At 53.2% G+C, this 25,109-nt stretch carries 21 protein-coding genes and 1 tRNA gene; 9 read left to right on the forward strand and 13 right to left on the reverse strand.

Annotated features, from left to right (window positions below):
* Positions 1-349 precede the first annotated feature (349 nt).
* Positions 350-2,071, reverse strand: coding sequence for a DNA polymerase/3'-5' exonuclease PolX (gene polX / locus AB1598_01760; GenBank protein MEW6143720.1), 1,722 nt, complete (start codon positions 2,069-2,071; stop codon positions 350-352).
* Between the two features lie 171 nt (positions 2,072-2,242).
* Here polX and AB1598_01765 point away from each other — a divergent pair, with 171 nt between their 5' ends.
* Positions 2,243-3,202 carry an ArsA-related P-loop ATPase gene (locus AB1598_01765; GenBank protein MEW6143721.1) on the forward strand — a complete coding sequence of 320 codons (960 nt, stop codon included), beginning with the start codon at positions 2,243-2,245 and terminating at the stop codon, positions 3,200-3,202.
* Positions 3,199-4,284 (forward strand): ArsA-related P-loop ATPase, encoded by a 1,086-nt coding sequence (locus tag AB1598_01770; GenBank protein ID MEW6143722.1) that lies wholly within the window; start codon positions 3,199-3,201, stop codon positions 4,282-4,284. The genes AB1598_01765 and AB1598_01770 overlap by 4 nt, the downstream gene beginning before the upstream one ends.
* A 7-nt stretch (positions 4,285-4,291) precedes the next feature.
* Here the strand turns inward: AB1598_01770 and AB1598_01775 are convergent, their stop codons facing one another.
* Positions 4,292-6,016 (reverse strand): N-acetylmuramoyl-L-alanine amidase, encoded by a 1,725-nt coding sequence (locus tag AB1598_01775; protein ID MEW6143723.1) that lies wholly within the window; start codon positions 6,014-6,016, stop codon positions 4,292-4,294.
* A 138-nt stretch (positions 6,017-6,154) separates the two neighbouring features.
* Here AB1598_01775 and AB1598_01780 point away from each other — a divergent pair, with 138 nt between their 5' ends.
* The 6 genes from AB1598_01780 to AB1598_01805 all read left to right on the forward strand — a co-directional run bounded on the left by AB1598_01780 (position 6,155) and on the right by AB1598_01805 (position 12,087).
* On the forward strand, positions 6,155-6,931 hold the full coding sequence (locus AB1598_01780) for an MBL fold metallo-hydrolase (GenBank protein MEW6143724.1): 777 nt from the start codon (positions 6,155-6,157) through the stop codon (positions 6,929-6,931).
* Between the two features lie 51 nt (positions 6,932-6,982).
* Positions 6,983-8,206, forward strand: a complete 1,224-nt coding sequence (locus tag AB1598_01785; protein MEW6143725.1) for a 2,3-bisphosphoglycerate-independent phosphoglycerate mutase — start codon at positions 6,983-6,985, stop codon at positions 8,204-8,206.
* Positions 8,207-8,764: 558 nt separating this feature from the next.
* Positions 8,765-8,850 (forward strand) — tRNA-Leu (locus AB1598_01790).
* Positions 8,851-8,945: 95 nt separating this feature from the next.
* Positions 8,946-9,188, forward strand: coding sequence for a hypothetical protein (locus AB1598_01795; GenBank protein ID MEW6143726.1), 243 nt, complete (start codon positions 8,946-8,948; stop codon positions 9,186-9,188).
* Positions 9,189-9,666: 478 nt separating this feature from the next.
* On the forward strand, positions 9,667-11,835 hold the full coding sequence (locus tag AB1598_01800; GenBank protein MEW6143727.1) for a nitrite/sulfite reductase: 2,169 nt from the start codon (positions 9,667-9,669) through the stop codon (positions 11,833-11,835).
* A gap of 39 nt (positions 11,836-11,874) precedes the next feature.
* On the forward strand, positions 11,875-12,087 hold the full coding sequence (locus tag AB1598_01805) for a hypothetical protein (protein MEW6143728.1): 213 nt from the start codon (positions 11,875-11,877) through the stop codon (positions 12,085-12,087).
* A gap of 121 nt (positions 12,088-12,208) precedes the next feature.
* On the opposite strand, the gene AB1598_01810 is transcribed toward AB1598_01805, so the two are convergent.
* The 3 genes from AB1598_01810 to AB1598_01820 form a co-directional block, all read right to left on the reverse strand.
* The gene (locus AB1598_01810) at positions 12,209-13,990 is read right to left on the reverse strand and encodes a L,D-transpeptidase family protein (GenBank protein MEW6143729.1); all 1,782 of its coding nucleotides are present in this window, start codon (positions 13,988-13,990) and stop codon (positions 12,209-12,211) included.
* Between the two features lie 184 nt (positions 13,991-14,174).
* Positions 14,175-15,860: an AMP-binding protein gene (locus AB1598_01815; GenBank protein MEW6143730.1), complete on the reverse strand. Its 1,686-nt coding sequence runs from the start codon at positions 15,858-15,860 to the stop codon at positions 14,175-14,177.
* Positions 15,861-15,945: 85 nt separating this feature from the next.
* Positions 15,946-16,272 (reverse strand): DMT family protein, encoded by a 327-nt coding sequence (locus tag AB1598_01820; GenBank protein ID MEW6143731.1) that lies wholly within the window; start codon positions 16,270-16,272, stop codon positions 15,946-15,948.
* A gap of 311 nt (positions 16,273-16,583) precedes the next feature.
* Between AB1598_01820 and AB1598_01825 the strand changes: the two genes are divergently transcribed.
* Entirely contained in the window at positions 16,584-18,038 is a 1,455-nt protein-coding gene (locus AB1598_01825; protein MEW6143732.1) for a VWA domain-containing protein, read from the forward strand.
* A gap of 72 nt (positions 18,039-18,110) precedes the next feature.
* Here the strand turns inward: AB1598_01825 and AB1598_01830 are convergent, their stop codons facing one another.
* From AB1598_01830 to AB1598_01865, 8 genes are all read right to left on the reverse strand, one after another.
* Complete coding sequence (locus AB1598_01830) at positions 18,111-18,869, reverse strand: HAD family hydrolase (GenBank protein ID MEW6143733.1); 759 nt, start codon at positions 18,867-18,869, stop codon at positions 18,111-18,113.
* A 69-nt stretch (positions 18,870-18,938) separates the two neighbouring features.
* Complete coding sequence (locus AB1598_01835; GenBank protein MEW6143734.1) at positions 18,939-19,319, reverse strand: CbiX/SirB N-terminal domain-containing protein; 381 nt, start codon at positions 19,317-19,319, stop codon at positions 18,939-18,941.
* Positions 19,320-19,360: 41 nt separating this feature from the next.
* Complete coding sequence (locus AB1598_01840) at positions 19,361-20,536, reverse strand: M20/M25/M40 family metallo-hydrolase (protein ID MEW6143735.1); 1,176 nt, start codon at positions 20,534-20,536, stop codon at positions 19,361-19,363.
* Positions 20,537-20,975: 439 nt separating this feature from the next.
* Entirely contained in the window at positions 20,976-21,233 is a 258-nt protein-coding gene (locus AB1598_01845) for a metalloregulator ArsR/SmtB family transcription factor (protein ID MEW6143736.1), read from the reverse strand.
* A gap of 450 nt (positions 21,234-21,683) precedes the next feature.
* Positions 21,684-22,121: a DoxX family protein gene (locus AB1598_01850; protein MEW6143737.1), complete on the reverse strand. Its 438-nt coding sequence runs from the start codon at positions 22,119-22,121 to the stop codon at positions 21,684-21,686.
* 760 nt (positions 22,122-22,881) lie between these two features.
* On the reverse strand, positions 22,882-23,403 hold the full coding sequence (locus AB1598_01855) for an isoprenylcysteine carboxylmethyltransferase family protein (GenBank protein ID MEW6143738.1): 522 nt from the start codon (positions 23,401-23,403) through the stop codon (positions 22,882-22,884).
* Positions 23,400-24,464 carry a 3-oxoacyl-[acyl-carrier-protein] synthase III C-terminal domain-containing protein gene (locus tag AB1598_01860; GenBank protein ID MEW6143739.1) on the reverse strand — a complete coding sequence of 355 codons (1,065 nt, stop codon included), beginning with the start codon at positions 24,462-24,464 and terminating at the stop codon, positions 23,400-23,402. The genes AB1598_01855 and AB1598_01860 overlap by 4 nt, the downstream gene beginning before the upstream one ends.
* A 222-nt stretch (positions 24,465-24,686) precedes the next feature.
* Entirely contained in the window at positions 24,687-24,968 is a 282-nt protein-coding gene (locus tag AB1598_01865) for a metalloregulator ArsR/SmtB family transcription factor (GenBank protein ID MEW6143740.1), read from the reverse strand.
* Between the last annotated feature and the right edge of the window lie 141 nt (positions 24,969-25,109).

The raw sequence follows: 25,109 nt of genomic DNA on the forward strand, positions 1-25,109 counted from the left end.
GATGCGTCATTTCGAACGCACGAGAGAAATCTATTTTTAACAAATTGATAGGGCAAATAAGGAAAAATCCCCCTGAATCCCTCCTTCGACAAGCTCAGGACAGGCTCTTTTACAAAGGGAAAATGCTTTTAATTCCCTCCTTTGAAAAAGGAGGGATAGGGAGGATTTGTCTTTTTTGCATTTTTTTAATCTGTCATCCTGAACTACGTTTCTGAGCGTGCGTAAGAAACGGACGCCCCAGGCTGAATCCAATGATGTAACTATTCTCCGCTTATTCATTTATCAAACCAAAATATTCAGGATCTCATCTTGTTCTCTTAGTTATTCCTTCAGAATCCGGAATCCTCCTCTACTTCCTCATCTTCCTGAGCCTTTCCATCAATTCTTTATAAGATAGCGCGTTAAGCACGTCCTTTTTCTCCACCCACCCCCTCCGGGCAGTGCCCACGCCGTACCTCATGAATTTGAGCTGGTCCGTGCTGTGGGCGTCCGTCGAAATGATTACCTTCACTCCCGCGTCGATCGCCTTCTTCGCGTGGAGGTCGTTCATATCGAGCCTCCAGTAAGAGCCGTTCACCTCGAGCGCCTTCCCGTACTCTAAAGCGGCCTCGATCACCTTGTCTATGTCTACGTCGTAGGGGTCCCTTTCGCCTATGAGCCTCCCCGTCGGGTGTCCTATCGCATGGACGTATGGGTTCTTCACGGCCCTGATGATACGGTTCGTCATTGTCTCCCTTTCCATCTTGAAGCCGCTGTGGACAGACGCTATGACTACGTCGAGCTCCTTGAGCACGCTGTCCGGATAGTCGAGGGTGCCGTCGCTCTTTATATCGACTTCCGTCCCCATGAGGATTTTTATGTTCCTGAATCTTCTGGCGACTGATTCCAGCTCTTTCTGCTTCGCTCTCAGCCTGTCGATCGAAAGACCGTTCGCTATTGTCTGGGATGGCGAGTGGTCCGTGATCGCGATGTACTCGTACCCGAGCTCCAGCGCGCTTTCCGCCATTTCCTCTATAGTCGCCTTGCCGTCGCTCCATTTCGTGTGCGTGTGGAGGTCGCCCCTGATATCCCCGAGCTCTATCAGGTCGGGGAGCTTTCCTTCAATCGCGGCCTCAATCTCGCCCCTGTCCTCTCTTAATTCGGGAGGTATGAACGGGAGTCCGAGCGTCTTGTACATCTCCTTTTCCGTCTCTCCGGCGATCCTCTTCTCGTCCCTGTATAGTCCGTACTCGTTCAGCTTTAGGCCTTTTTTCACGGCGAGCGTCCTCAGCTTCACGTTGTGAGACTTCGACCCCGTGAAGTACATTAGGGCTGCGCCGTAAGATTCGGGCCCTACCACGCGGAGGTCGGCCTGCATCCCTCCCTTGAGTATCACGCTCCCCTTCGTTCCGCCCGATGCGAGCACGTCCTTGACGGACTTCATTCCCGTGAAAGCGTCCACTACAGGCTCCGTCTTGTCCGCGATAGTGAGTATGTCCATGTCGCCGATCGTCTCCCGCATGCGTCTCAACGAGCCCGCGATTATCGTCCCCTCCGTGCCCGGTATTTTCGCGATCTCTCTCACGACCTCTTCAGCGAGAGGCATGGCTGCCCCGAGGAGAGTCCTCTCCTTGCTTTCCTTGAATATCTCGACCCCTCTTTTGATGTCGTCTATTTTCTTCTTCCCCATCCCCTTGAACTTGAGTATCTCTTCCCCTCCGAGCGCCTTCTCGAGGCCGGCGAGGTTCCTGACGTTGAGCTCCTTGAAGAGGAGGGCGAGCGTCTTGGGCCCAAGCCCTTGAATATGGAGCAGGTCTACCAAGTCGAGCGGCACCTTCTCCCTGAGCTTGTCATACTCCTTGATCTTCCCCGTCTTGATATACGCGTTTATCTTCTCGGCGAGGTCCTTTCCCACCCCCGGTATCTCCGTGAGCTCATCGCGGGCGGCTATTTCCTCAATGTCCTCTCCGAGCTCGAGTATGTTCTCGGCGGCGTTCCTGTAAGCCCTTACCTTGAACGGGTTCTCGCCGAGCACGTTGAGCATATCGGACATGTGCCCGAATATTTCCGCTATTTCCGTATTCTTGCTCATGACAATTCAATTATACATTGGAGAGGATTATGAATAATAACATTTTCACGCGCTCGTTTTTAGCGCGGATTAATAGCCGGCCTGCCCTGATCGGGTAGTATAAACGGTTGATTATAACCGGCTCCGGAAGGTGATCACGGGGCACGGTATGTTGAATTAGACACGGTCGTTATGGATATCGATGACCTCCTCGGTAAGAAGCTCATTGTTGTCACGGGTAAGGGCGGCGTCGGGAAGACGGCTGTCTCCCTCTCGCTTTCCTATCTGAATGCCAGGCACAAGAGACGCCCGCTCTACGTAACACTGAAAAAGGTCGATCGTGGCTCCTATTTCTTCGGCCTTGACGGCGGCTTAGATAGCGTCGAAAGGCCCATAGATAAGGGGATAAACGCGGTGTATATCGACCCCAACGCGGCCCTCAGCGAGTACATACGCGAGAATTTCGTGAGGCTCTATCCTGTCTATTCGGCGATACTCAAATCCAGGACACTACAGACGTTCTTCGAAGCTGCCCCCGGACTGAAGGAGCTCATAACGATAGGAAAGGTCTGGCACCTGGGGACGAGGGGCGGGCGGCACAAAGCCCCCGCACAAGGATACGACCAGGTGATATTCGACGCCCCTTCGACGGGACATGCGATCCCTGTCCTCGACCTGCCGACGAAAGTCCTCCAGATGGTAAGGGGCGGCGCATTCAGGAGCCACATAGAATGGGTGGAGGGGTTTCTCAAGGACCCGGAGAAAACTGCGGTCGTCGTCGTTTCCGCGCCCGAGGAAATGGTCGTAGGAGAGACTCTAGAGCTTATAGATGCAGTCAGGTCCATAGGCATATCCGTCCTCTTTACGGCGGTCAATAAGGTCTACGAAAACCCGTTCACGAAAAGCGAAGAGGAAACTATTCTCGGACTCTTCGGCTCGGACGAGTTCCCAAATGCGGAGCGAATTCTGAATATTGCGAAAAAACACATCGAGAGGGCGAATACGTCGGACAGGCACATAAAAAAACTTAGTGCCGGTTTAAAGGACGGCGTCCTCGTGGTGCCCAAGATTTTTAAAAAAGACCTGACGCCGGCTGATTTGAAACACATGGCTTCGAGTCTCGAGGCGCAGACGGGCGGTGGCAACCGATGAATCTCGGCCGTATTGTGGAAGAAAAACGGATAGTCATCTGCATCGGATCGGGAGGTGCCGGCAAGACCACGATCTCTTCGGCGGTCGCGCTAGAGGCGGCATCGATGGGGAAGAGGACGCTCGCCCTGACCGTAGATCCATCCAGGAGGCTCGCGCAGTCCCTCGGCTTGTCGCCGGGAGCCATGACCGGGAAGGTCTCTGCAAGACGCATGAAAGAAGCGGGGTATAACGGGAAGGGTGAGCTTACTGTCAGGCTCCTCGATGTGAAAAAGACTTTCGACGAGCTGATTATCAAGGTCTCCGGGTCCGAGGACGCCGCATCCAGGATACTCGCGAATAATTATTACAGGAGTGTCGCAGATTCGATCGCAGGCGCGCACGAGTTCATGGCCATGGAAGCCCTCTACTCGTCGTACTCGGAAGGGAGCTACGACCTGATTGTCGTGGATACGCCTCCCTCCGAGCACCTGTCCGATCTCCTCACGGCTCCCCTCAGGTTAAGCGCCATTCTGGATTCCCAGGGGTTCAGGTCTTTTTTCCTGATGGACAGGATGAGCTTCGGCCTCACGAGGATGGTCACGTCGCTATCGCTCAGGTTCATACAGAGGGTAGTCGGGATCGAGGTCATCCACGATATGTGGGAGTTCTTTTCCGAATTCGAATCGGTGAGCGAGGGGATAAAGACGAGGGCGGAGAAGACTTACGGCCTATTGAAATCCCCTTCCGCGTCTTTCCTTATAGTCACTAACCTGAGCGAGGCTTCGATGGAGAACACGCTCGGGTGGGAGAAGGATCTGAGCTCCGGGGATTACCCGGTCGGGGCTGTAATCGTAAACAGGACAAGCCCGGACCTCGACCTCCCTGCTGTTAAGGATATCAAAGGCCTAGAAGTCGTCGCCTCAGACGGGCTCCGGGAGAAGCTCGTCCGTCTCTACAAAGAGCACGGGAACGAAGCGGACGCCGAGAAAAAGGCGCTGAAAAAGCTCGGGTCAAAATTCCCGTGCATACCGGTGCCGGAGATAGATTCAGAGGTTATAGGTTTGAGAGAAATCCGGAGACTCGGGGAGTACCTGTTCGGCTAGGCACTGCTTATTCGAGCGATGCGGTCTGGACTTCCGAGGAGAACTTTACTATCCCGCTGAATATCCCGTCCGCCATCTCGTCGATGTAGTCGTCCGACTTGAGCCTCTGCTCGTCCCTCGGGTTCGTGATGAAAGCTGTTTCGACAAGTATGCTCGGGATGTCGGCCCCTATGAGGACGACGAATGGCGCCCTTTTTACGCCCTTGTTTTTGACAGGTTGGTATTTCCCCGACATGTTGCTCACTACGGAATTCTGGACGTGGCCCGCCAGGCGCTGTGATTCCTCGATCTTCGCGCTCAGGAGATACTGCTTTAAGACCTTCGACATCTCGCCGCGCGATATGCTGGTGGTCGCGTTCTCACGTGCCGCCACGGCGAGAGACCGCTGGTCTTTAGTAAGGCTCAGGAAGTAGGTCTCAGTCCCGTACGCCTGCTTGTCCCTGGCGGCGTTACAGTGTATGGAGATGAAAAGGTCGGCCCCCTGCTTCTTGGCGATGCCCGTCCTTTCCTCAAGCGGTATGAACCGGTCGTCGCTCCTCGTGAGATAGACGTTCGTGATACCGTATTTCCTCCCGTCCCTGTCGAGCTTTTCCTTGAGCGCCTTCGCGATGTCGAGCGTTACCTGCTTTTCCTTGAGTCCGGAAGGGCCGATCGCCCCGGGGTCGTGCCCGCCGTGACCGGCGTCTATAACGACCGTCCTAATCTTGAGACCGAGCGCCTGTGAAAGGCTAGATACCTGGTCTTCGGGCAGGCCGGCTTCGTATTTATAGTCCTCTGTATTCTTTTTTACGGCGTAGTACTCGTCGTGCCCTTTTGGGTTCCCCTGTATGTCCATCACAATTCTGAAGGGATCTTTCAAGGCGAAGACCTTGTAGTCCTCGAAGCTCTTTATGTAAAGCACCACCCTCACGCGGTCGCTCGTGTTCCTGGCGAACCTTATCTCTTCCAGGAGCCCCTTGGTGATGGGCTCGACGTAGAGGTTCTTATCCACTTTCGTGCCGTATATATCGACCAGCAGGCGAGGGGGCTTCCCGTTCGCCTTGTCTTCCTTGAGGAACATCGATTTAAATGGCGTCTCCTCGTCCACGTGTATGACGACCCTCGTGAAATTATCCGTTGACCAGTGCCGTATCTGGCTCACGCTCGCAAGGCCGCTCGTCTCTCCAGATTTATCCGTTTCGGTCTCGCCGGTACTTGCGGCTGTTTTCCCCGCAGCCGGCTTGAAAGGCGAGAGCTCTGCGGTCTTGTTCTTCGCGATTGTCTTCATATCGCCGTTAGGGAATTCGACCGTGATTTTCTCGTATTCGACGTAAGCCGCGCTCTTGCTCTCTTTCTCGACTATCCTCGCTACCCGGAGCTGCGCATCGTCCGCGAGGCTGCTCTCTGGGTATCTCGTTACAAAGAGCCTCGAATAATCGACGGCTCTTTCGAGGTCCTCCTCGGAACCGAACCTTTCCCCCATTTCCTCGTACATTTTTCCTGAAATGAACAGTGAATTGGGGGCCTTCTCGCTATCGGGATAGTTGATGTAAATGCTGTAAAAGGCCCGCGCTATGGTCTCCCAGATCTCTTTATTGTTTACCTTTTCTTCGTTTCCTGCGAGGGACTTGTAGAGCGTGAACGTTTCGGCGTATAATTTCTCGCCCTTGTCGGCGGCGTAGGAATAGTGTGAGAACAGGATAATGACGAAAATGGAAACTACGATTGCGGAAAATCGCGGTTTTGCGCTCACTTTACTATTTATAATTATATTAGCTCCATGGTTATTTGTAAATGGTATTTTATAAAGTACTTTAACATTTTACCGGATTTTCTTTCATTTTAAAGTGTAAATCTTTTGAAATAATTGGTTCTTGATGATAAATTTCTAATGATGAAGGTCACTATACTCGGCTCGGCCACCTCGACGGGCGTTCCCATTATCGGATGCTCCTGTCCAGTGTGCACTTCTGCAAATCCCCGTAATAAAAGGACAAGGTGCTCGGTCTTCATTGAGGTCAGGGGCAGGAATATTCTCATCGATACGTCCACCGATCTCAGATGCCAGGCCCTGAGACACGGGATAACGAAGCTCGACGCCGTCCTTTACACCCATTCCCACGCCGACCACACCCACGGGATAGACGAGCTAAGGGTTTACAATTTCGTGAACAAGAGCCCGATCATGTGTTACGGGAACCCGCAAACAATAGACAACATTAAAAATAACTTCAAATACATTTTCGACGGCGTGGAATCGGCCGGCGGAAAGCCCATGCTTACGCTGACCGAAGTCTCGGAAGTGTTCAGTCTCGGCAGCGTAGAGATCATACCCGTAGATGTGTTTCACGCCGACTGGACGATACTCGGCTACAGGATAGGGGGCATGGCGTACCTCACAGACTGCAGCGGGATCCCCGACTGGTCGTGGGAGAGGCTCCGGGACCTCGACGTGCTCATCATAAGCGCCCTAAGGTATAAGCCCCATCCGGCCCATCTCAACGTGGAGCAGGCGGTCGAAGTCGCCCGGAGGTTAAAACCCGGCCTCACCGTATTCACGCACATGGGCCACGAGCTCGACTACGATACGCTCTCGAAAGAGCTCCCTCCCTCCATAGTCCCTGCATACGACGGAATGGAGCTCGAGCTCCCCGACCCGCTCACTTGATTCCCCGCGCAGGTAAGGGAAAATGTTGTATCGGATAAGAGAGGTGTGACTATGCAGGAAGTGATAAGGAAAATCCTTCAGCCCAACGATACCAAGATCGTCCTCTGCGTGTTAGACGGTCTCGGCGGGCTTCCCAAAAACGGGAAGACCGAGCTTGAGGCCGCCTCGACCCCCAACCTCGATGAGCTTGCGAGAAAAGGCGCGTGCGGGCAGCACCTCCCGGTCGCGATAGGCATCACGCCCGGAAGCGGCGCCGCTCACCTGGGACTCTTCGGCTACGACCCTCTCAAGTATGAAATAGGCCGAGGGGTGCTCGAAGCTTTGGGTCTCGGGCTCGAGCTCACGCCGAACGACCTCGCGATAAGGGGGAACTTCGCGACCGTGAGATACGAAGGGGATACTCCTTTCGTGACGGACAGGCGCGCGGGGAGGATTCCCACTCAGGAAAATATACGCATAGTCGCACGCATCGCGGAGAAGGTGAAGGAGATTGACGGCGTAAAGGTCTCCATAACGTCGGGCATGGAGCACAGGGTGGCCGTCATATTCACTTTCCCCGAGCCTATACCTCCGGGCGGAGACGACATACACGACACGGACCCCCAGCTCGAGGGCAAGAGCCCTCTCATACCAAAGGGAAACAACCCCAAGGCGGCGAAGGTCGCGAAGGTCATAGAGAAATTCATAAATCAGGCGGCGAAAGTAATCCGCGACGAGGAGAGGGCGAATTATCTTCTCCTGAGAGGGTTCGCCGTTCACCCCAACCTGACCTCTTACAAGGATGCATACGGACTCAACGCGGCGTGCATTGCGACGTACCCGATGTATAGAGGCGTCGCGAAGCTCGTGGGCATGGACGTTCTCGAGGTCGAGGACATGACGATAAAGAGCGAGGTCGAGACGCTGAAGAGGGACTTCGACAAGTACGACTTCTTTTACCTCCACGTGAAGAAGACGGACAGCTACGGGGAGGACGGGAATTTCGACGCGAAGGCAAAGGTCATAGAGGAGTTCGACAGCCTCCTTCCCGAGATCACCGCGCTCAAGCCGGACGTCATAGTCGTCACGGGCGACCACTCGACCCCTGCCGCCATGAAGTCCCACAGCTGGCATCCCGTGCCGATCCTCATAAGCTCGAAGTATGCGAGGGGAGGGGGGTCTCAGGGTTTCGGGGAGCACGACTGCGCGAGAGGCGAGCTCGGCACATTCAGGGCCGTCGATCTCATGACACTGATACTCGCCCACGCCGGCCGGCTCCAGAAATACGGGGCTTGATTTCTTTTCTTTCAATTTCCCCCTTAGAAAAAGGGGGATTAAGGGGGATTTAATTTTTGTCATTGCGAGGTTCCAAAGGAACCGCAGCAATCTCGTCTTTTCCTTTTTGTCATTCCCGACACCGGTCGGGAATCCAGTTCCTTATTCTGTCATTGCGAGGGAGCATAGAATGCGAACGCGGCAATCTCATGAAAAGACTATATGCTGAAACAAGTTCAGCATGACGGAAAAAAGAACGGCAAGTTCGTTTCAGTATCTCATCTTTTTTTCAATTCCCTCCTTTTGTAAAGAGCCTGTCCTGAGCTCGTCGAAGGGAGGGGTAGTGTGGATTTGTTTTTTATCTGTCATTTCGAACGAATGTGAGAAATCTATTTTTTTACCCGTTCGTCCTGAGCCTGTCGAAGGACACACAATGTGTGTTGACGTACGGTCCTTCCCATTCATCTCTGCCCTACCAACATATCGTATGTCAGAGGCGACTCGCCGCCCCTTGAAATCTCCCGCCTTTGTGCTAACTTATCTTTTCCCTCGACTTATGCTAGTCTTTATCTGACGAGTGCCGAAGTGGCGGAACTGGCAGACGCGCCATCTTGAGGGGGTGGTGCCTTCCGGGCGTGTGGGTTCGACTCCCACCTTCGGCACCAATTTCCCTCGTTTCTTTCCCCTTAACACTCCCTTAACATTTCTTCTTTATAATCGGTGATTCTAATTTTATAATAGGTGTGGAGGAGAGACACTCATGGATCCGAATTCCGGAGCTAAACGGCTGATGGGGTACGCATATCTGGTGGTATTCGCGAACGACGATACCATCAGCGAGGGGGAGCTTCAGATGCTCGAGAAGATCGCGCTCGAGGACAAGGTTATCGACGAAGACGAGAAGAGGATATTGAGGATGATATTCTCCCGCGTCACGAAAGAGCAATTAGCCGATGCCGTCTGGAAAGAGATTTCCAAATTCCGGGAAGAGAACGATATCTAGCCAAGGTTAGGTCGTATGTAGTCTCTCATTATGTTGCACACGCCTCCTGTGGGCACCTCATACCTGCAAGTTACAGCTTAATCATCCATTACGTCTGCGGCTAGTCGCTATAGACTTATGAACGTACAACCCGTTCATACTTCGACATGCTCAGCACGAACGGGTTAGGCTTGGTTGTTGGTTTATATTGAAGAGGGCAAAGTCCTGATTACTTTATATACAAAATGTTGCATTTATGTACAGCTATTTTCGGTCAAATTCAGCGCGTGATATCGTGCTGTACGCAGCCTGTGGTGATTAATCCTGCGATTGCGGATGATTAGCGACTGTAGATTCCACCGGCCTGCATCTGGTACGATATTTGCACTACTTTTGGAGGATGAGGCGCTGGATTTGCGTAAATGCCCATCAGTATATAAAATAAACATAAAACCGCAGTGCTCGTTAACAACCACAACTACATACGTAGGGAGAAGTCATGGAGGTTAAGGTAAAGAAGAAATCTATGAAAGAAATAAAGGCGGGCCTGCCCCCGGTAGTCAGGGAGGAGCTCGACCTTTTCGATAACCAGATTCAGGACTACCTGTCCGGGCTTACCGGGGAAATAAAGTTCCAGAAGATTCGCCTCCAGCTGGGCACTTACGCCCAGCGCCAGGAAGGCGTCCAGATGCAGCGCATCAAGATACCCTTCGGCGGACTCACTTCCGACCAGCTGAGGAGGCTCGCGGACGTTTCCGATAAATACGCGAGCGGTTTCATGCACCTCACGACGAGACAGGACGTCCAGCTTTATTACATCAAGCTAAGCACAGTGCCCAACATGATGCGGGAGCTCGCGGACGTGGGTATCACCACCCGAGAGGCCTGCGGAAACACGGTCAGGAACGTTACCGCGTGCCATCAGTCGGGCGTCTCGCCGACTGAGACCTTCGACGTCACTCCCTACGCCGAGGCGTTCAAGAATTTCATGCTCAGGAACCCGATCTGCCAGAACATGGGGAGGAAGTTCAAGGTATGTTTCGAGGGCTGCCAGGACATAGACCACGCCGGGGTCAGGATACACGACCTCGGGTTCCGCGCGCGGGTCAAGATGATAGACGGCGAGCTCAGGCGCGGCTTTCAGGTCCACGTAGGCGGCGGTTTAGGCGCCTCTCCCTCGCTCGGCTACCTGTGGACCGAATTCCTGCCAGTCGAGGACATGATTCCTTTCTCTGCGGCGGTAGTACGCGTATTCGACCGTTACGGGGAGCGCAAGGTGCGTATGAAGGCGCGCATGAAATTCCTCGTCAGGAGCTTGGGCTGGGACGAATTTAAGAAGAGAGTGGAGGAAGAATGGCTCAACCTCAGGGTCGACCCGTCGTGGAATAATTATCTGAACGAGATAAAAGAAGACAATACGCCTCCGGATTTCCCGGCCTCTATTCCTCCAGCTCCTCAGGGGATCGAATCCGACCCTGAATACATAAAGTGGAGGGAATCGAACGTACTTCCCCACGCGAAAGAAAACTACTCGATGGTGAATGTCAGGATTCACCTCGGTGACCTCAAATCCGGCAAGGCGAGGGAGCTTGCAGACATCGTGGACGTCTATTCGGCGGGCGAGCTTCGCATCTCGATACTACAGAATTTCATACTCCGCTGGGTCCCGAAGACTGCGCTTCCGTCTCTCTACGCGGCGCTTAAAGAAGCCGATCTCGCCTACACGGGGGCAGACACGTTCGGGGACATCACCGCGTGCCCCGGCGCGGACACGTGCCGCCTCGGGATAACCTCGGCCAAAGGCCTCGCAGATCACCTCACCGGCGGTATGCAGAACGGCCTCGGGGAATTCAGGGAGCTTGCCAAAGACCTGAGAATAAAAATATCCGGCTGCCCGAATTCATGCGCGCAGCACGTCACCGCGAGCATAGGCTTTCAGGGTGCGTCGCTATCCAGGGACGGGCGGAACGTCCCGGCAGAGCAGGTGTTCGTCGGCGGGGGTTTGTACGGGGACGACACGAGGCTCGCTACCTCTATAATCAAGGTTCCCACGAGGAACGCTCCCAAGGTCGTAAAGAGGCTCCTCGAGATCTACCGCGACGAGCGGGAGGGCGACGAGCACTTCGACCTGTTTATGGAGAGGATCGGAAGGGACCGTATTAAGGACGAAATAAACCATTTCACCGAAATCCCATCGTTCGAGGAAGACCCCTCTTTCTACGACGACTGGGGACACGAGCAGGAAAATTTCGAGCTCCTTAAGGGCATGAAAGGGGAATGCGCCGGCGCGACCGTCGAGGAGAAGATACCGACGTTCTCGGACGCGCAGAAGCGTATCCAGCAGGCCGAGGCGCTGCTTACACACGGCGAGTACGCTACCTCGATCATGGAGTCCTATCACTCCTGCGCATCGAGCGCCCACGTCCCTCTCTATACGAAGCTCGTCGACCCGTTCACTTCCGAGCAGACCATGTGGGAGTTCGAGAACCTGCTCGTGAGGACTGGCGAAGCCGACGGCAGGTGGATGGACATAAGCTCGACCCTTAAAGACAAGATAAGCCTTGAGCCCACGGCTGAGCTCGCTTCGGAGATGCTGTCTATCGCGAAGGATATATACGCCGAGTGCGAGAGGCTCCAGGCCGAGCTCGCGAAATCGTCCAAGAATTAACGGTGTCTGCGCCCCGGGATCCGTCGGAGAGAATCAGCCATGTACATGCCGGGTACGAAATTCAGGGTCGTCCTGAAGATAAAAACGGGGGAGCAGGTTTTCGAGCCGGGGCTTGTAGGCGAGATCGTCGGCAGCGTGAGCAAAATGGTCGGTAAATCTTACAAGGTCAAGTTCGAAGACGGCAGGACCGCCGAAATACACATGGTGATAATGAACAACCAGACCCAGGTGTTGAAGGACAGCCTGAATTAGCATCCCCTCGTACGAGCTTCATACTCTGCGGGATACATTTTGACGTCTGTTGAACTATCCGGAAGAAAATAGTGGGATCAATTGGCGAAACTCTGGAATACGAGAGAGGGCGGAGCCTGCGTTATTTTACATCCTTCGCTGCAAGGTCCGTCTTTCTCGATCCCGACTGCAGGAGCGCGTTCTGGAGCACCTGATCGAGACCGTAGATGTCCTTGTGGAAGCTCACCGAGCCGTCCTCGTTGGCCCAGGCCGTGAAATACATGATATAGACCGTCACTGGGACGGGCAGATCGACGGTCCGGGTACTGCCCCTGTTTATTGCGGAGCGTAATGTCTCGTCGGTCCATCCCGGGTCCGAAGCGAGCACGAACTCCGCAAGCTCAATCGGCTTTTCCACCCTGATGCAGCCGTGGCTGAAATTCCTCTGCGCCCTCTGGAAATACCCCCTGTTCGGCGTATCGTGCAGGTATACGGAGTGCTTGTTCGGGAAGAGGAATTTCACCCTGCCTAGAGGGTTGGAAGGGCCCGGGTTCTGGCGGAGCCTGTAATTACCGGTAAGCACCTTTGACAGATATTCCTCCTTGGCCGAGGCTATCACGGTCTCGTCCGCGCTTTCCGTCTCCTCCATTTCGAGTCCGACTGCCTGTATGTTCCTGTTGGCCATGTAATCGGGATCCGACTTGATCATCGGGGCTATGTCGTCCCTGAAAATGCTGGGAGGAATGTTCCAGTAAGGGTTGAGGACGATATGGGTCATCTGCTCGCTGAAAATAGGCGTGTTCCATTTGGGCTTGCCCACGACGATCCTCATATTTATAGAGTCCTTATTATTCTCTACCGCATAGAGGTGGTAGTTCGCGATGTTGACGAGGACGAATTTCTGCCCGAGGCTCTTGGGCAGAATGCGCCAGCGCTCGAGTGTCAGCTCGATCTGGTTCACTCGTTCGCTTGCCGGCACGTTCAGCGATTCGAGAGTTGAATCTCCTACGACTCCGTCAACGTAGAGTCCGTTCGTCTCCTGATATTTCCTCACGGCCTCTTCGAGCGTCTGGTCGAAAACGTCGCTCCCGAGCGCCTGTCCGTCGAGCTCCCCGGTAACAACTAGCCTCTCCTTAAGCGCTGTGACCCTCTCGCCCCTCGCTCCTTTTCTCAGCTTCTGTCCCCCGGGTACGGGTTTCCATCCGCCCGCGGCTTCATATTCCCTGTATTCGACGAGCGCGGTCTTCAATCTGCCGTAGACCGGATAATCCGGAAGGAGACCGTTCAGCGTTTCGTCGATCTTGTTTTCGTTCACCGCCGTGACGAGCAGCCCGTTCAGGTCGACGGGCTTTTCCCCGAAAACGAGCTCGAGGTTGATCTGCTCGGGGCTTATTTGCCCGTATAGCAGGTCGCTCGCGTATTTAAGGAACGAGTTCGAGAGCAGTATGTCGAGCTCGGCGAGCAGTTCCGGAGTGGGCAGTTTGCCCGATCCGCTTACAGCTTTTATTCTCGAAAGCGTATGATCGATCTGTTTGATGTTGTATTTATCGGGGTTGAGGCCTTCCCTGTAGCTGTCCTGGATCGCCTCCACCATATCGCTGCACTGGGGCTTGGGGCCGTCGTCTCCGACCCAGACCGGCTGATAGCTCAGGCTCCGGTATAAGGCGGGTAAGGAGCCGTAGAATTTCACGCTCTCGTTATCGATGACGATTGACTTGGGAGCCTCCGGATTATCCACCTTCTGCCTTATTATGCCGCTTGTAAGACTGAGCAGCGTTTCCGGGGACTGCGGGGACGAAACGCCTGTTTTGTCGGACGTCTTTTCCTGCGGCTGAATGCAGCCCGCCATTATCATGCCCGAAAGCGCGAGCGCAGCTATGACTGCCGCCAGTCTTTTTCTTCTGAATACAGTCATTTTATTCATTGCCGATTATCAGATTTCAGCCGAATTGTCATTCAGCCCGCGTACATAACCCCGGTTTAATCAATAATCAAGAATAGCTGAAATTTCCGTGCGTGTTAACGAAATTTCAGTCAATTCGGCATTTTTATTATAATGCCAAACTTATATATTGGCTATCCCGGATAGCACAAATTTCTGTCGGTTTTTACAATACCCTGGTATCCTGGGAAAGACATAATCCCCTGAAAAGATAGCGTTTTATTTTACGCGTAGTCGTTTTGGGGAACTCTTCGAGCCTCAACGCGAAATGTCTTATCTTCTTGTAGGGTTCAAGCTCCCTGTTGGTTTTCCTGATCTCTTCGCGGAGAAGCTCCCATATTTTCTCAGGTGTCGGATGCTCTCCCATCTGCCCGAGCCTCTTCTCCGCTTCTTCCATCTGGGGGTAGATAAGGGCCTGTATATTCACGTCGTCCGGACTGAAGACAAGAGCTTCTTCTATCAAGGGGGATTTCGTCAGCTTCTCCTCGATTTCTTCGGGAAACACATTCTTTCCTCCCCTCGTCACTATTACGAATTTCTTCCTCCCCGTTATGTAGAGGTACCCGTCCTCGTCGAAATAACCCATGTCGCCCGTAAGCAGCCACCCGTCGGGAGTTATGGTCTCGTCCGTGGCCGATTTGTTTTTGTAATATCCGATCATGATGTTCGGCCCCCTGGCCGCTATCTCTCCGTTCCCTTCACTGTCAGTGTCCCTGATTTCGACGTCGCCGCTCGGTATCACCATCCCGATGCTTTCGGGCTTGGGGTTTGAAGGCGGGTTCACCGCGATGAGCGGAGACGCTTCCGAAAGTCCGTAGCCCTGAATTACCTCGAGCCCGTAACCGGAGAGCCCGGAAGATACCCACCCGGGCAATGCCGCGCCGCCCGACACGATGAGCCTTATATCGTCGAATCCCAGGCTCTGCCTGATCTTCCTTTTTATGAAGCTCCTGGGCAGGATGTTCGATACGAACGCTTTAACTCCCTTTTGACCCGACACCTCTTTGTGTATCCTGAGATAGAGCTTTTCCAGTATGAGCGGCGCGCTCAGCCATACGGTCGGCCTAGCGAGCTTCATGTCTTCCAGCAGCTCCCTCGGCTTGAGTCCCCTCCCGTAAAAGACGCTCATCCCGCTTCCGAAAGTAGCGATGAGCCCTCCCGTGCATTCGTACGAATGGTGTACGGGGAGGATGGAAAACGCCCTGTCCCGAGGGCCGTAGTTTATCGTCCTGTGCACGTCGTCGACGTTCGACATTATGTTCCTGTGACTGAGCATTACGCCCTTCGGGTCTCCCGTCGTCCCTGAGGTGAAGAGTATCTCGAGGAGGCTCTCCGGGCCCACGTTCTCCATTGCCTGCCCCGATGCGTATCTTTCGCATATATCCTCTATATTATCCATAGGGATAATATGCCTCAAGTCCTTGAGTCCGGGCGCGATCGAGAGGATATCCGCGTAGTATGAGCCCGAGACGATTACCGCTTTCGCGGACGAGAAGGATAGTATGAATCTATGGCTGTCGAGCGGCGCGCGCGCGTCGAGCGGTATAGCGACTGCCCCTATCCAGGAGACGGCGAAGAGGGATATTCCCCACTCGGGCCTGTTCTCCCCGAGTATCGCCACGTGGTCCCCTTTTTCGATTCCGAGCTCTTTTAGGTGCCTCGCCAGTTTCTTCACCCGTTCGAGCACCCCGCCGTACGTGAGCTCGAACAGGGTATTCCCTCTCGGCGTGCGGTATGCGACGTTGTCCGGGTACTTGTCCGTGCTGAACTCGATCAGCTCCGGAAGCGTATTGATTCCGAGCGTGTCCCTGAACGTCGGTATCTTCCTTGACGGCTTCGTATATTTCTTCATCCGGGCCCGGGTTCCTGCATTTCCTGCATACATCAATTCTACTTCGAAAAGGGTGCTCCGTTCAATCGGCTATATCGGCCCGGGATCACTTTTTGAATATGAAGTAAGCCCCCGCCGCGAGAAGTGCGAATCCGAGTAAATAGTTCCACTTCATCTGCTCCCCCAGGTAAAGCACGCCGAAAAATGAAAACACGGAGAGCGAAATCACCTCCTGGATCGTTTTAAGCTCGACTGCCGTGAACTCCCCATAGCCCCACCTGTTGGCCGGGACCTGGAAGCAGTACTCGGCGAAGGCAATGAGCCAGCTTACGAGAATGACTTCCCAGAGGGGGAGGTACCGGAACTTGAGGTGGCCGTACCAGGCGAAGGTCATGAAGACGTTGGAAAAAATGAGAAGTACTATCGTTACCATATATAATGCGCTCCTTGAGTGTATAGTGTTTGGACACCGCCCGGGGTGATGAACGTAGAGAGACCGGGATTAAAATGGAGAGAATTATAAAAGCCCTGTAAATAAATTCCAATAAGTCGCCGCGACGGGGATAGGGGAGGGGGAGAGAGGGGCTATTCCGGAACCGGCACCGGACGGATCGGTCCGCGGTGATTTTCTCCCGGTATGCCGGAATCATCGTAAAGCAATAAAAATCTGCTTGACTTTTCTAAGAAATAAACTATACCTCGTGATATATGTGCATATGCCATTATAAAAAGGGGGGTAAGGCTATGAGGTATGTATTCTATATTTATGTCGGCAGAACGGTGCTTGGATTACTCCTGTTATTATTCTCGTTCGTGAGCTCCGATCTTTCACTCGCCCAATCCGCGGGCGGCTCTTCCGGGGCCAATATCCTGTTTATACTGGACGCTTCGGGGAGCATGGCGGGGCAGATGGAAGGCAAGGCCAAAATGGACGTGGCCAAGAGCGTCATGGCCGACCTGATCGACGGCCTGCCCGACAACGTGAACGTGGGCCTCGAGGTCTACGGACACAGGAGCAAGGGCGACTGCGACGATATAGAGACTATGGTCGAGGTCGGGGCGCTTAACAAACAGGCGCTCATCGACAGGATAAACTCCATACAGCCAAAGGGAAAGACGCCGATCGCCAAATCACTCGCGATGGCCGGTGACAAGCTCGGAGCTTCCGAGGACCAGACCACCATTATACTGGTGAGCGACGGGGAAGAGACCTGCGAGGGGAACGCCTGCACCTACGTGAAAGACCTCAGGGAAAAGGGCATCAACGTAAAGGTGCACGTCGTTGGATTCGATGTAGGGCAGAAGGAAAAGGAGCAGCTGAGCTGCATAGCCGAAGCGGGAGGAGGTAGGTACTACACGGCGAATAACGCTGATCAGCTGAAACAGGCGCTTACGGAAGTGAAAGAGGAAGTGGTCGCCGAGGCCGAGCCCGCTCCTCCCGCCGTCTCTAAGCTCAAGATACTTCCCAAGGGAGGAGACAGGCCCGAGACAGCGGTCCCTGTGGAGCCGGGTGATTACGAAATTGACCATGCGATAGCCAAAAACGCGAGGGAGTATTTCTCGGTCAAGCTCAGAGCCGGACAGACGCTCAGCGCCGGAGTAAGGACGCCCGACAGCGAAAATCCCTATGCCGGTGTCGGTATATATAACGACTCCGGGGCCCTCGTCGTTCACGAAAATATCATTGGAAGCGAAGGGGTGCTAAAAACCGTAAGCTGGATGACGAATTCGGAGAAGGATGAATACACATACTATTTCAGCGCCGGGAACGAATATGATCCCACACCTGTTGGCACCTCGTACTATATAAAAGTCGAGGACAATTTCGATATCGGAAGCACGACCGATGCCGGTGATATATTCGATAAGGCGATGGAAATGGAGCCGGGGAAATATGCTGGGTACCTGACCGGGGACTGGGGTTACGACAAAAAGGATTACTACGCGCTGCCGATGAAATCGGAGCAGAAGCTCAGTATAAAAGTAACGCCCGCCACGGACACGGGGTTTAACCTGACTGTTCTCGATCAGGACCGTGTGATCGTGGCTCAGAAGTCGTCGGCGAACGCCGGGGCTATAACGAGGCTCTCCTGGACCGCAACCGAGGACCAGGAAGTCGTTTATGTACTCGTCGAGCCCGCGAGCTTCCCGGGAAAATCTTCGGCCCTGAAATACGACATAAGCGTCACGCTCGAATGACGGATTGAGCCGGAGTTCTACTTTCGATAATCGGGGACGGGACACCTGAGCATACAGCCGGGGTCCCGTTTCTTATTTTAAGGAGGGGAGTATAGCCGCGATGTCGGGGAATGACTGAATTATAAAGTCGGGCTCGGGGATTAAATCATCCTCGGCCTCCTTCTTGTTGTTGAGCCATACTGCGTCCATGCCGACTCCCTTCGCCCCGCATATGTCCGCCCTGAAATTATCGCCGACGTAAAGCGTTTCCTCAGGCCTTACGTCCATGAGCTCCATCGCCGTCGTAAAGATAACGGGCTTGGGCTTCCTCCACCCTACTTCCTCCGATATTACTATCTTCTCGAAAAATCGCCCTATACGGAATTTCTCGATCAGCGAATACGCCGTCGGGGCGTAATCGAAGTTGGAAATGATGGCCATGCGGTAGCCTTTGCTCCTCACGCTCTCGAGAGCCCTCTCGTTCTCTTCGGGGAATTCGACCGCCTTAGCTAAACCTTCCATGTGGGCGGTCACCATGGCGTCCGCAGCGAAGTCGGCGTCCGGGTCGGCGGGGATGCCCATGTTTCTGAGCATCAGCTTGAACCTCACGCGGTTCGGATACTCTCTGTATTCCGCGCGCTTCATCTCCTGGAACCGGTGATAGCTGTCGACGAAATAAGGATAGAACTCCTCGAAGGTTATGCCGGGATAGTATGTGGCGAAGGCGGCATATACCTCGCGGCTTGTCGTCCTCGATCTCAAGCCCATAAGCTCTATCGAGGGCAGGTGCCTGAAATTGAAGTTGACTATCGTATCGAAGAGGTCGAATATGACTGTCGTGTAGTATTTCATTTGCCGGTCTTGAGTTCGGGGTGTAAGCGTAGTTAAGCGTTCGGGTCCAGCGCCGGCGCCCGGTACGTACTATATCATCTTATCTGCTGACGCCCGTTCTAGAATCACCTCTATAATTTTTTCGTGGACTCCGAGCGGTTCCGTTACGTTATAGCTCACGCCCTTATGCCTGCCCGCGGCTTCTGCCACCATTCTGGGTATGTCCTGTTTCGAGTGCTTTCCCGGGACGAGGAAATAGGGGTGTACCACGATGTGGCTCGCGCCTTCGGCGACGCACGCGTCAAAGGCCTCTCCGATCGTGGGCTCCGCCAACTCCATGTGGCAGTACTTTACGATGCCGAAGCCGCTTTTCCCGCTCGACCTGACAAGCTCGGCGACCCGAGCGAGCGTGTCGTTCGCTTCCTCGACCGAGCTTCCGTGATCCACGATGATAAGGGCTTTCTTCTTCAATGGCGTCGTTTCCGGTAAGCATGGTTGATTCGCGTTCGGTGTCAGCCCCGGCGCGTATCGATAGCGTTCAGTTTTAGCGACTCGAGGACGATCTCGGAGCAGCGGAAAAATTCATCTAGCACGAGATACTCGTTGACCGTGTGGAGATCGTACATCCCCGTTCCCAGGTTCACGCATTCTATCCCCATCTTGTTGAAGTAGTTCGCGTCGCACCCGCCTCCGCTCGTGTGGTGCTCGATCTTGTGTCCCAGGTTTGTGACGGCCGTCTCCACAAGGCGCGCCGGTACGGATCCAGGAGCGACGTCCATCCTGTCGTAGCTCCTCTCGATCTTTTCCTCGAGCGTCGCGACGCGCGTCGTACCCTCGACCGAGAGGTCGTCGTGAATCGTGACTTCATATTTGGAAACCGCGTCGTGGAAGCAGGCACGCATGTGATCGACCTGTGCTTTGAGCGCCTCCTCGCTGTGGCTCCTCGCTTCCCCCGTGACCTTGACCAGGTTGGGGATGATATTGGTCGCTCTGCCTCCCTGTATGATGCCGATATTCGCGGTCGTGATCTCGTCGATCCTTCCGAGGTTCATCCGCGATATCGCTTCGCTTGCGATCTTTATGGCGCTGAGCCCGTTCTCGGGACAAACTCCGGCGTGTGCTTCGAGACCATGCACCGTGAACTCCATCTTCACGGCGGAAGGGCACCTGAGTACGAGCCTCGACGGGGTGCTGCTGTCGAGCACGATTCCGTACCTGGAATCGAATTTGGAAATGTCTATGTATTTCGCTCCGAGGAGGCCTACCTCCTCGCATATGGTGAAAGCGACCTCGATGTCCCCGTGCGGTATGTCTCTTTCTTTCAGCGTCCTCAGCACTTCCACGATGACGGCTACTCCGCTTTTATCGTCGCTCCCCAGGATCGTCGTCCCGTCGCTCTTTATTATGCCGTTCTCGATCCTGGGCTTAATCCCTTCACCGGGTGCGACGGTGTCCATGTGCGCGGACAGAAAAAACGGCGGGACGCCGGATTTGTTGCCTTTGAGCTTAACGATCAGATTCCCGACGTTACCGTTTACCTTATCCCCAGCGTTGTCGTAGAAGCATTCCGCCCCGAGCTCCTTCATTTCCTTCTCAAGCCTCAGTGCGACTTCCCTTTCTTTTCTCGACGGGCTGTCTATTCTGATGATCTCCATTACGTGCTCGGTCATTCTTTCGGTATTGATCATAAAAGCTCCCCGCCTGGCATACAATCAACAGGAAAATATATTTTATATTATTTGTTCGAAACCCGGACCCAATCATTATAACTCAAGCTGGCGGGATTAGGAATCGGGCCGGGTGCGGGCGCATAGAGCGTAAACGCTATGGGAACATCGGCCGTATCGGTCGGTAGAACTGTTTTAAGTTTATCTTTGTGGAAATATCGAGTTTTAATTAGCGGCTAAAATTCTCCCGGATAGCAAGTAATACGGTGGCTTTCGTTTTTCCCGACATTCACGGAATCGGCGGCGGGTGAGCACCCGCGGGCATACGGTTCTATTCACCGGCTCTGCTCAACCCTACCCGTTCGCCCTGAGCAGGAGCCTGTCCTGAGCTTGTCGGAGGGTCTAATGACTGAGCGTTCTCCTATATACACATATTCGTCGGCTCACAGGCCCGCATGCATCATCCGTTCATCAATTCCTCGATCCTGTCTATGAGTTTCCTGAGCTCCGTTCTATTCAGAGAATAGATGCGGTTTTGTTTTATTTTTTGCTCTTTGATCAATCCCGCTTCTTTCAGGATCTTCAGGTGGTTCGAGACAGTCGGCTGAGAAATGTTGAATTTGCTCGCTATTTCCCCGGCGCTTGCGTCGTTCTTCCCTAAAATTTTGAGAATCGTCCTTCTCCGTTCGTCGCTTATCGCTTTGAAAGCACAGCCCATCTCATCCCCCGTCGGGTTCGTAATTAGTAAATTATGAAAATTCATTTTATATGATAAGGTTTGTAAAATCAACTGGGCACACAATAAATTTTTTATAATTTATTGTGATGCGTTTTTTTGCGGGATATGGGGATCCTGTTGAAATTCGCGTTCTGATCTGCGGCAGGGGGGCTCGTTCAGCGACAATTATTTTGGGAATGAGCCTCTGATAACGAAATAAATATCGTTACGTCTGATGCTTTTGGCGCGTGAATCGGTCGTCCCTGCATGATAAACGCCCTTGGAACCGGGCCTGCGCTCTTGCAGCGTTTGGATAAAACCAGCTGCCCGGGGTTTCTATGCTTGACAGGCGGGGAAGGTATGCCGATGCTTTCGGCCCGCCGGGCCTCGCATTCCCGAATCGGATGCCGATACGTCTCCCGCGTCCCGTCAACTCGCAGCTTCCGCTCCTTACCCGGAGATCGCACGGTCTACCGACCAGATGCCTCCGCCCTTGATCAGCACTATCAGTCCAAGTCCGACGGCCAATAGGTGGAACTCAAAACCTTCTCCGGCCTGTGTGCCCGCCCAGTTCATGAAGAAGCCGTTCTGGAGGTGAACAGTAACGATTGCACCGAGCATGATGATAGTTATTCCCAGTGCTGCCAGCCGGCTGAGAAATCCCACTATGAGACCGAGGGCGCCGAACGATTCTCCTATGATTATTAGAATCGCGACGAATGCCGGGATACCGCTGCTCACGAAGAATTCGACAGTACCCGAGAATCCGGCCCCACCGAAAAGTCCGAGGAGTTTTTGCATACCGTGCGGGAGCATTACTATACCGAGAGTGATTCGAGCTATAAACGCGCCTGTATCGTCGCTTGTACGGAATATTGAGCCTACCATACTTCACCCCCTCAAGTTATTTAGCCCTTACGGATCATATTCTATCTTATTGAAAGGCGTATGTTCAATACCGCATTTTTCGTACTATCGTCCCGGTTCGTCCCTTACCGCTCACATACCGAGAGAGCCGATTCGCGTTTGAACAAACGGGCGTTTTTTCGGCGTGTAATGCGGTATAGAATATATCTGATAGCTCATAATACTTACCTATATAGTATATTTGATATCACAAAGTATTCCGTATGCTGGGGTTGCCGACAACAGTTGCGCTCGGCCTTCCGGTTCCGGCTCAGGATGGTTAAAGTAGCGCTTGAAGATACGGCATATAATCATATATGACATTATATATGTATTGTAACCACCCGTATTCATAGTATAATAAAACTTAATTATAATGTTTAACTGTTTTTTTGCTCCTTCAGGTTTTGATCTTTAAAGATTTAACTTCTAAAGGATAAAGGCAGGTACCGGTATTAACCTGCCGTAATCAATGTAAAACACCTTCCTAATGTGAATTGTCAGTTTTTAAGAAAAACTTAAAGAAAAAATACGGCGGGATCGCCGTTTCCTTCCGTTCATTTATATAGAAGGCATATAAAAGCAATAAAAGCATAAAAAGCATATTGAAAATACATATATATTCCCGCTATCGGATATATTGCTCCTATTTGTATGAATCTGTATATCAGAGCTATTTTTATGACGTTATGCGGGGCGGAGCAATGTTTTCGGATTGAAAGAAGTTCTGTGCCGGCCGGGTTTACGGCCTGTGCTCCGGACGACGCCCCCTTAAGGCCGACTCCTCGATTCTTATCCTCCTCCTGAGCGCGATCATGTTAAGGACGCTGAACACAGCGCATGTGTAGTAGCAGGAGAACATGAGCGGCACGACTGCTATCTCTATCACCACGGCGAGGTAGTTCGGGTGCTTGATATATTTATATGGACCCGAGCTCACGGCGGGAGACCCCGGCACGACGAGTATCTTCGTATTCCAGAATTTCCCCAGGCTTGCGATAGACCAGTACCTGAGCCCTTGTGTCAGTAGGAAGATCGTCAGCAGCGCCGGCCAGTAACCGTTAAGGGTTCTCCCCAGCAGGAAGTATTCGGCTGCCAGGGACACGAAGAATGCGGCGTGCATCAGAACTATCGCTTTGTATCCGCGCCTGTCGTACTCGAGTGCCCCCATTTCCCTGACGACGCGTTCGTTCCGCCTTGCCAGGAGCAGCTCGGACACGCGCTGAATAATCAAGATGGATATAAAAAGGAGGAAAACTTTCATTCTGTCCTGAAGAGCAGCAGCTCCGAGCTGAACCCGGGCCCGAGCGCTGAAATAATACCGTATTCGCCTTCGTCCTGGGATTTACTGTCCATGAACTCCTTCAACACATAAAGCACCGTAGGAGATGACATGTTCCCGTGCTCTCTCAGGACCTTCCTTGAATGCACGAACGTCCCTTCACCGAGGCCGAGGGACCTCTCGTACTCGCTCAGCACCTTCGGCCCGCCCGGGTGGACGATGTAGTGTTTCAGATCGCTTATCTTGATGCCGTAGCCAGTTGTGAGCTCTTCGATATTCACCCTCACTCTCTCTCTCACGATCGACGGGATGTCCTTGCTGAATATCGCTTTAAACCCGTCGTCCACGATTTCCCAGCCCATGACACCGAGCGAATCATAATAGGTCGTGGAGAGGGAATCCAGTAAGCTCGGGCCCCGGCGCCCGTAGAGCCTGTTTTCCTTTCCCGCTACTACGACGGCCGCGGCGCCGTCCGAAAACAGCGCGAGCGACACCAGGTTGCTTTTCGAAAAGTCGCCGCCGTGGAAGGCAAGACTGCATATTTCGGTCGCGATAAGGAGCGCCGCGCTCTTCGGACGGGCTTTCGTGTATTCGAGCGCACGGCTGAGCCCAGCCACTCCCCCGGCGCATCCGAGCCCCCAGATCGGGGTGCGTCTCAAATGATTGTCCAGCCTGAGCTCGTTCACGAGGACGGCATCGATTGTGGGTGTGGCGACGCCGGTGCTTGATACATAGAAGATGTGGTCGACGTCCCCGGGGTCCCCGCCGAATCTATCGAGGCAGTCTGTGAGTGCGGAACGGGATAACGTGAGCGCGCCCGACAGATAGTGCTCGGAGCGCTCCTTGAAGCTCTTTTCGTTTTCGAACCACTCTTTCGGGTTTACGAATCCCCGGTATTCGATGAGAGAGCTGTCGAACACATCGAGCATCCTGCCCGGGTCGTGGCCGTTTCTTGAAAGCAGGGTGTGCGCGAAGCTTTTAAGCTCGCTCTGCCGGAATTCATACGGCAGCGAGGCGGTTCCAACCGAAATTATTCTCGACATTACGTCTCAACCCTTTACCCGTTATATATCAGGAAAATGGAATCCGGGATTTTATCGGGCACCGCGCGCGGATCCTGAGACAATAGGCAGCATCCGGAAAGATTATATGGATAAAAAGCCGTTTCCAGTAAAAGTATACCGGAAACGGCTTTCTTTGATTTTGCAACCGAGCGATGCGATCACATTCGCGTCGGAAAAATGACTAATGCTGAATAGCCGTGATTATTGAGCCCTCATCGGATGGTTATCTTTTCCCGTTAAAGAGGCAAGGAAAAATTTCATATTCTCTATCTTGCTGTTGTTGAGGGAATAGAGACGGTTTTGTCTCACTTTGCGCTCATTAACGATCTCGGCTTCCTTGAGTATCTTGAGGTGATTCGAGATAGCTGGCTTCGATATGTCGAACTTGCTTGCGATATCACCGGCCGCACTCTCCCCCTGGCTCAGGAACTCCAGGATTTTCCTTCTTGTATCATCTGCAATTGCTTTATACGGGCAACCCATTTCGATTTCCTCCTTGGTTTTCTTATACGATTTTTTAGTGTATTAATTTACCTTATCTTTGTCGATACTTCTACTAAAAAGTGCGCGCATTTGTTTTAAATAAATTCTTTTGTATTTAGAGATTTTGAATTCCATCTCACG

This window comes from Thermodesulfobacteriota bacterium (genome assembly GCA_040754335.1).
GTDB lineage: Bacteria > Desulfobacterota_D > UBA1144 > Nemesobacterales > UBA2774 > 2-12-FULL-53-21.

Coding starts and splice junctions, on each gene's coding strand:
- polX (MEW6143720.1), bottom strand. CDS start 2,071: ATGAGCAAGAATACGGAAATAGCGGAAATATTCGGGCACATGTCCGAT.
- AB1598_01765 (MEW6143721.1), top strand. CDS start 2,243: ATGGATATCGATGACCTCCTCGGTAAGAAGCTCATTGTTGTCACGGGT.
- AB1598_01770 (MEW6143722.1), top strand. CDS start 3,199: ATGAATCTCGGCCGTATTGTGGAAGAAAAACGGATAGTCATCTGCATC.
- AB1598_01780 (MEW6143724.1), top strand. CDS start 6,155: ATGATGAAGGTCACTATACTCGGCTCGGCCACCTCGACGGGCGTTCCC.
- AB1598_01785 (MEW6143725.1), top strand. CDS start 6,983: ATGCAGGAAGTGATAAGGAAAATCCTTCAGCCCAACGATACCAAGATC.
- AB1598_01795 (MEW6143726.1), top strand. CDS start 8,946: ATGGATCCGAATTCCGGAGCTAAACGGCTGATGGGGTACGCATATCTG.
- AB1598_01800 (MEW6143727.1), top strand. CDS start 9,667: ATGGAGGTTAAGGTAAAGAAGAAATCTATGAAAGAAATAAAGGCGGGC.
- AB1598_01805 (MEW6143728.1), top strand. CDS start 11,875: ATGTACATGCCGGGTACGAAATTCAGGGTCGTCCTGAAGATAAAAACG.
- AB1598_01810 (MEW6143729.1), bottom strand. CDS start 13,990: ATGAATAAAATGACTGTATTCAGAAGAAAAAGACTGGCGGCAGTCATA.
- AB1598_01815 (MEW6143730.1), bottom strand. CDS start 15,860: ATGAAGAAATATACGAAGCCGTCAAGGAAGATACCGACGTTCAGGGAC.
- AB1598_01820 (MEW6143731.1), bottom strand. CDS start 16,272: ATGGTAACGATAGTACTTCTCATTTTTTCCAACGTCTTCATGACCTTC.
- AB1598_01825 (MEW6143732.1), top strand. CDS start 16,584: ATGAGGTATGTATTCTATATTTATGTCGGCAGAACGGTGCTTGGATTA.
- AB1598_01830 (MEW6143733.1), bottom strand. CDS start 18,869: ATGAAATACTACACGACAGTCATATTCGACCTCTTCGATACGATAGTC.
- AB1598_01840 (MEW6143735.1), bottom strand. CDS start 20,536: ATGATCAATACCGAAAGAATGACCGAGCACGTAATGGAGATCATCAGA.
- AB1598_01845 (MEW6143736.1), bottom strand. CDS start 21,233: ATGGGCTGTGCTTTCAAAGCGATAAGCGACGAACGGAGAAGGACGATT.
- AB1598_01850 (MEW6143737.1), bottom strand. CDS start 22,121: ATGGTAGGCTCAATATTCCGTACAAGCGACGATACAGGCGCGTTTATA.
- AB1598_01855 (MEW6143738.1), bottom strand. CDS start 23,403: ATGAAAGTTTTCCTCCTTTTTATATCCATCTTGATTATTCAGCGCGTG.
- AB1598_01860 (MEW6143739.1), bottom strand. CDS start 24,464: ATGTCGAGAATAATTTCGGTTGGAACCGCCTCGCTGCCGTATGAATTC.
- AB1598_01865 (MEW6143740.1), bottom strand. CDS start 24,968: ATGGGTTGCCCGTATAAAGCAATTGCAGATGATACAAGAAGGAAAATC.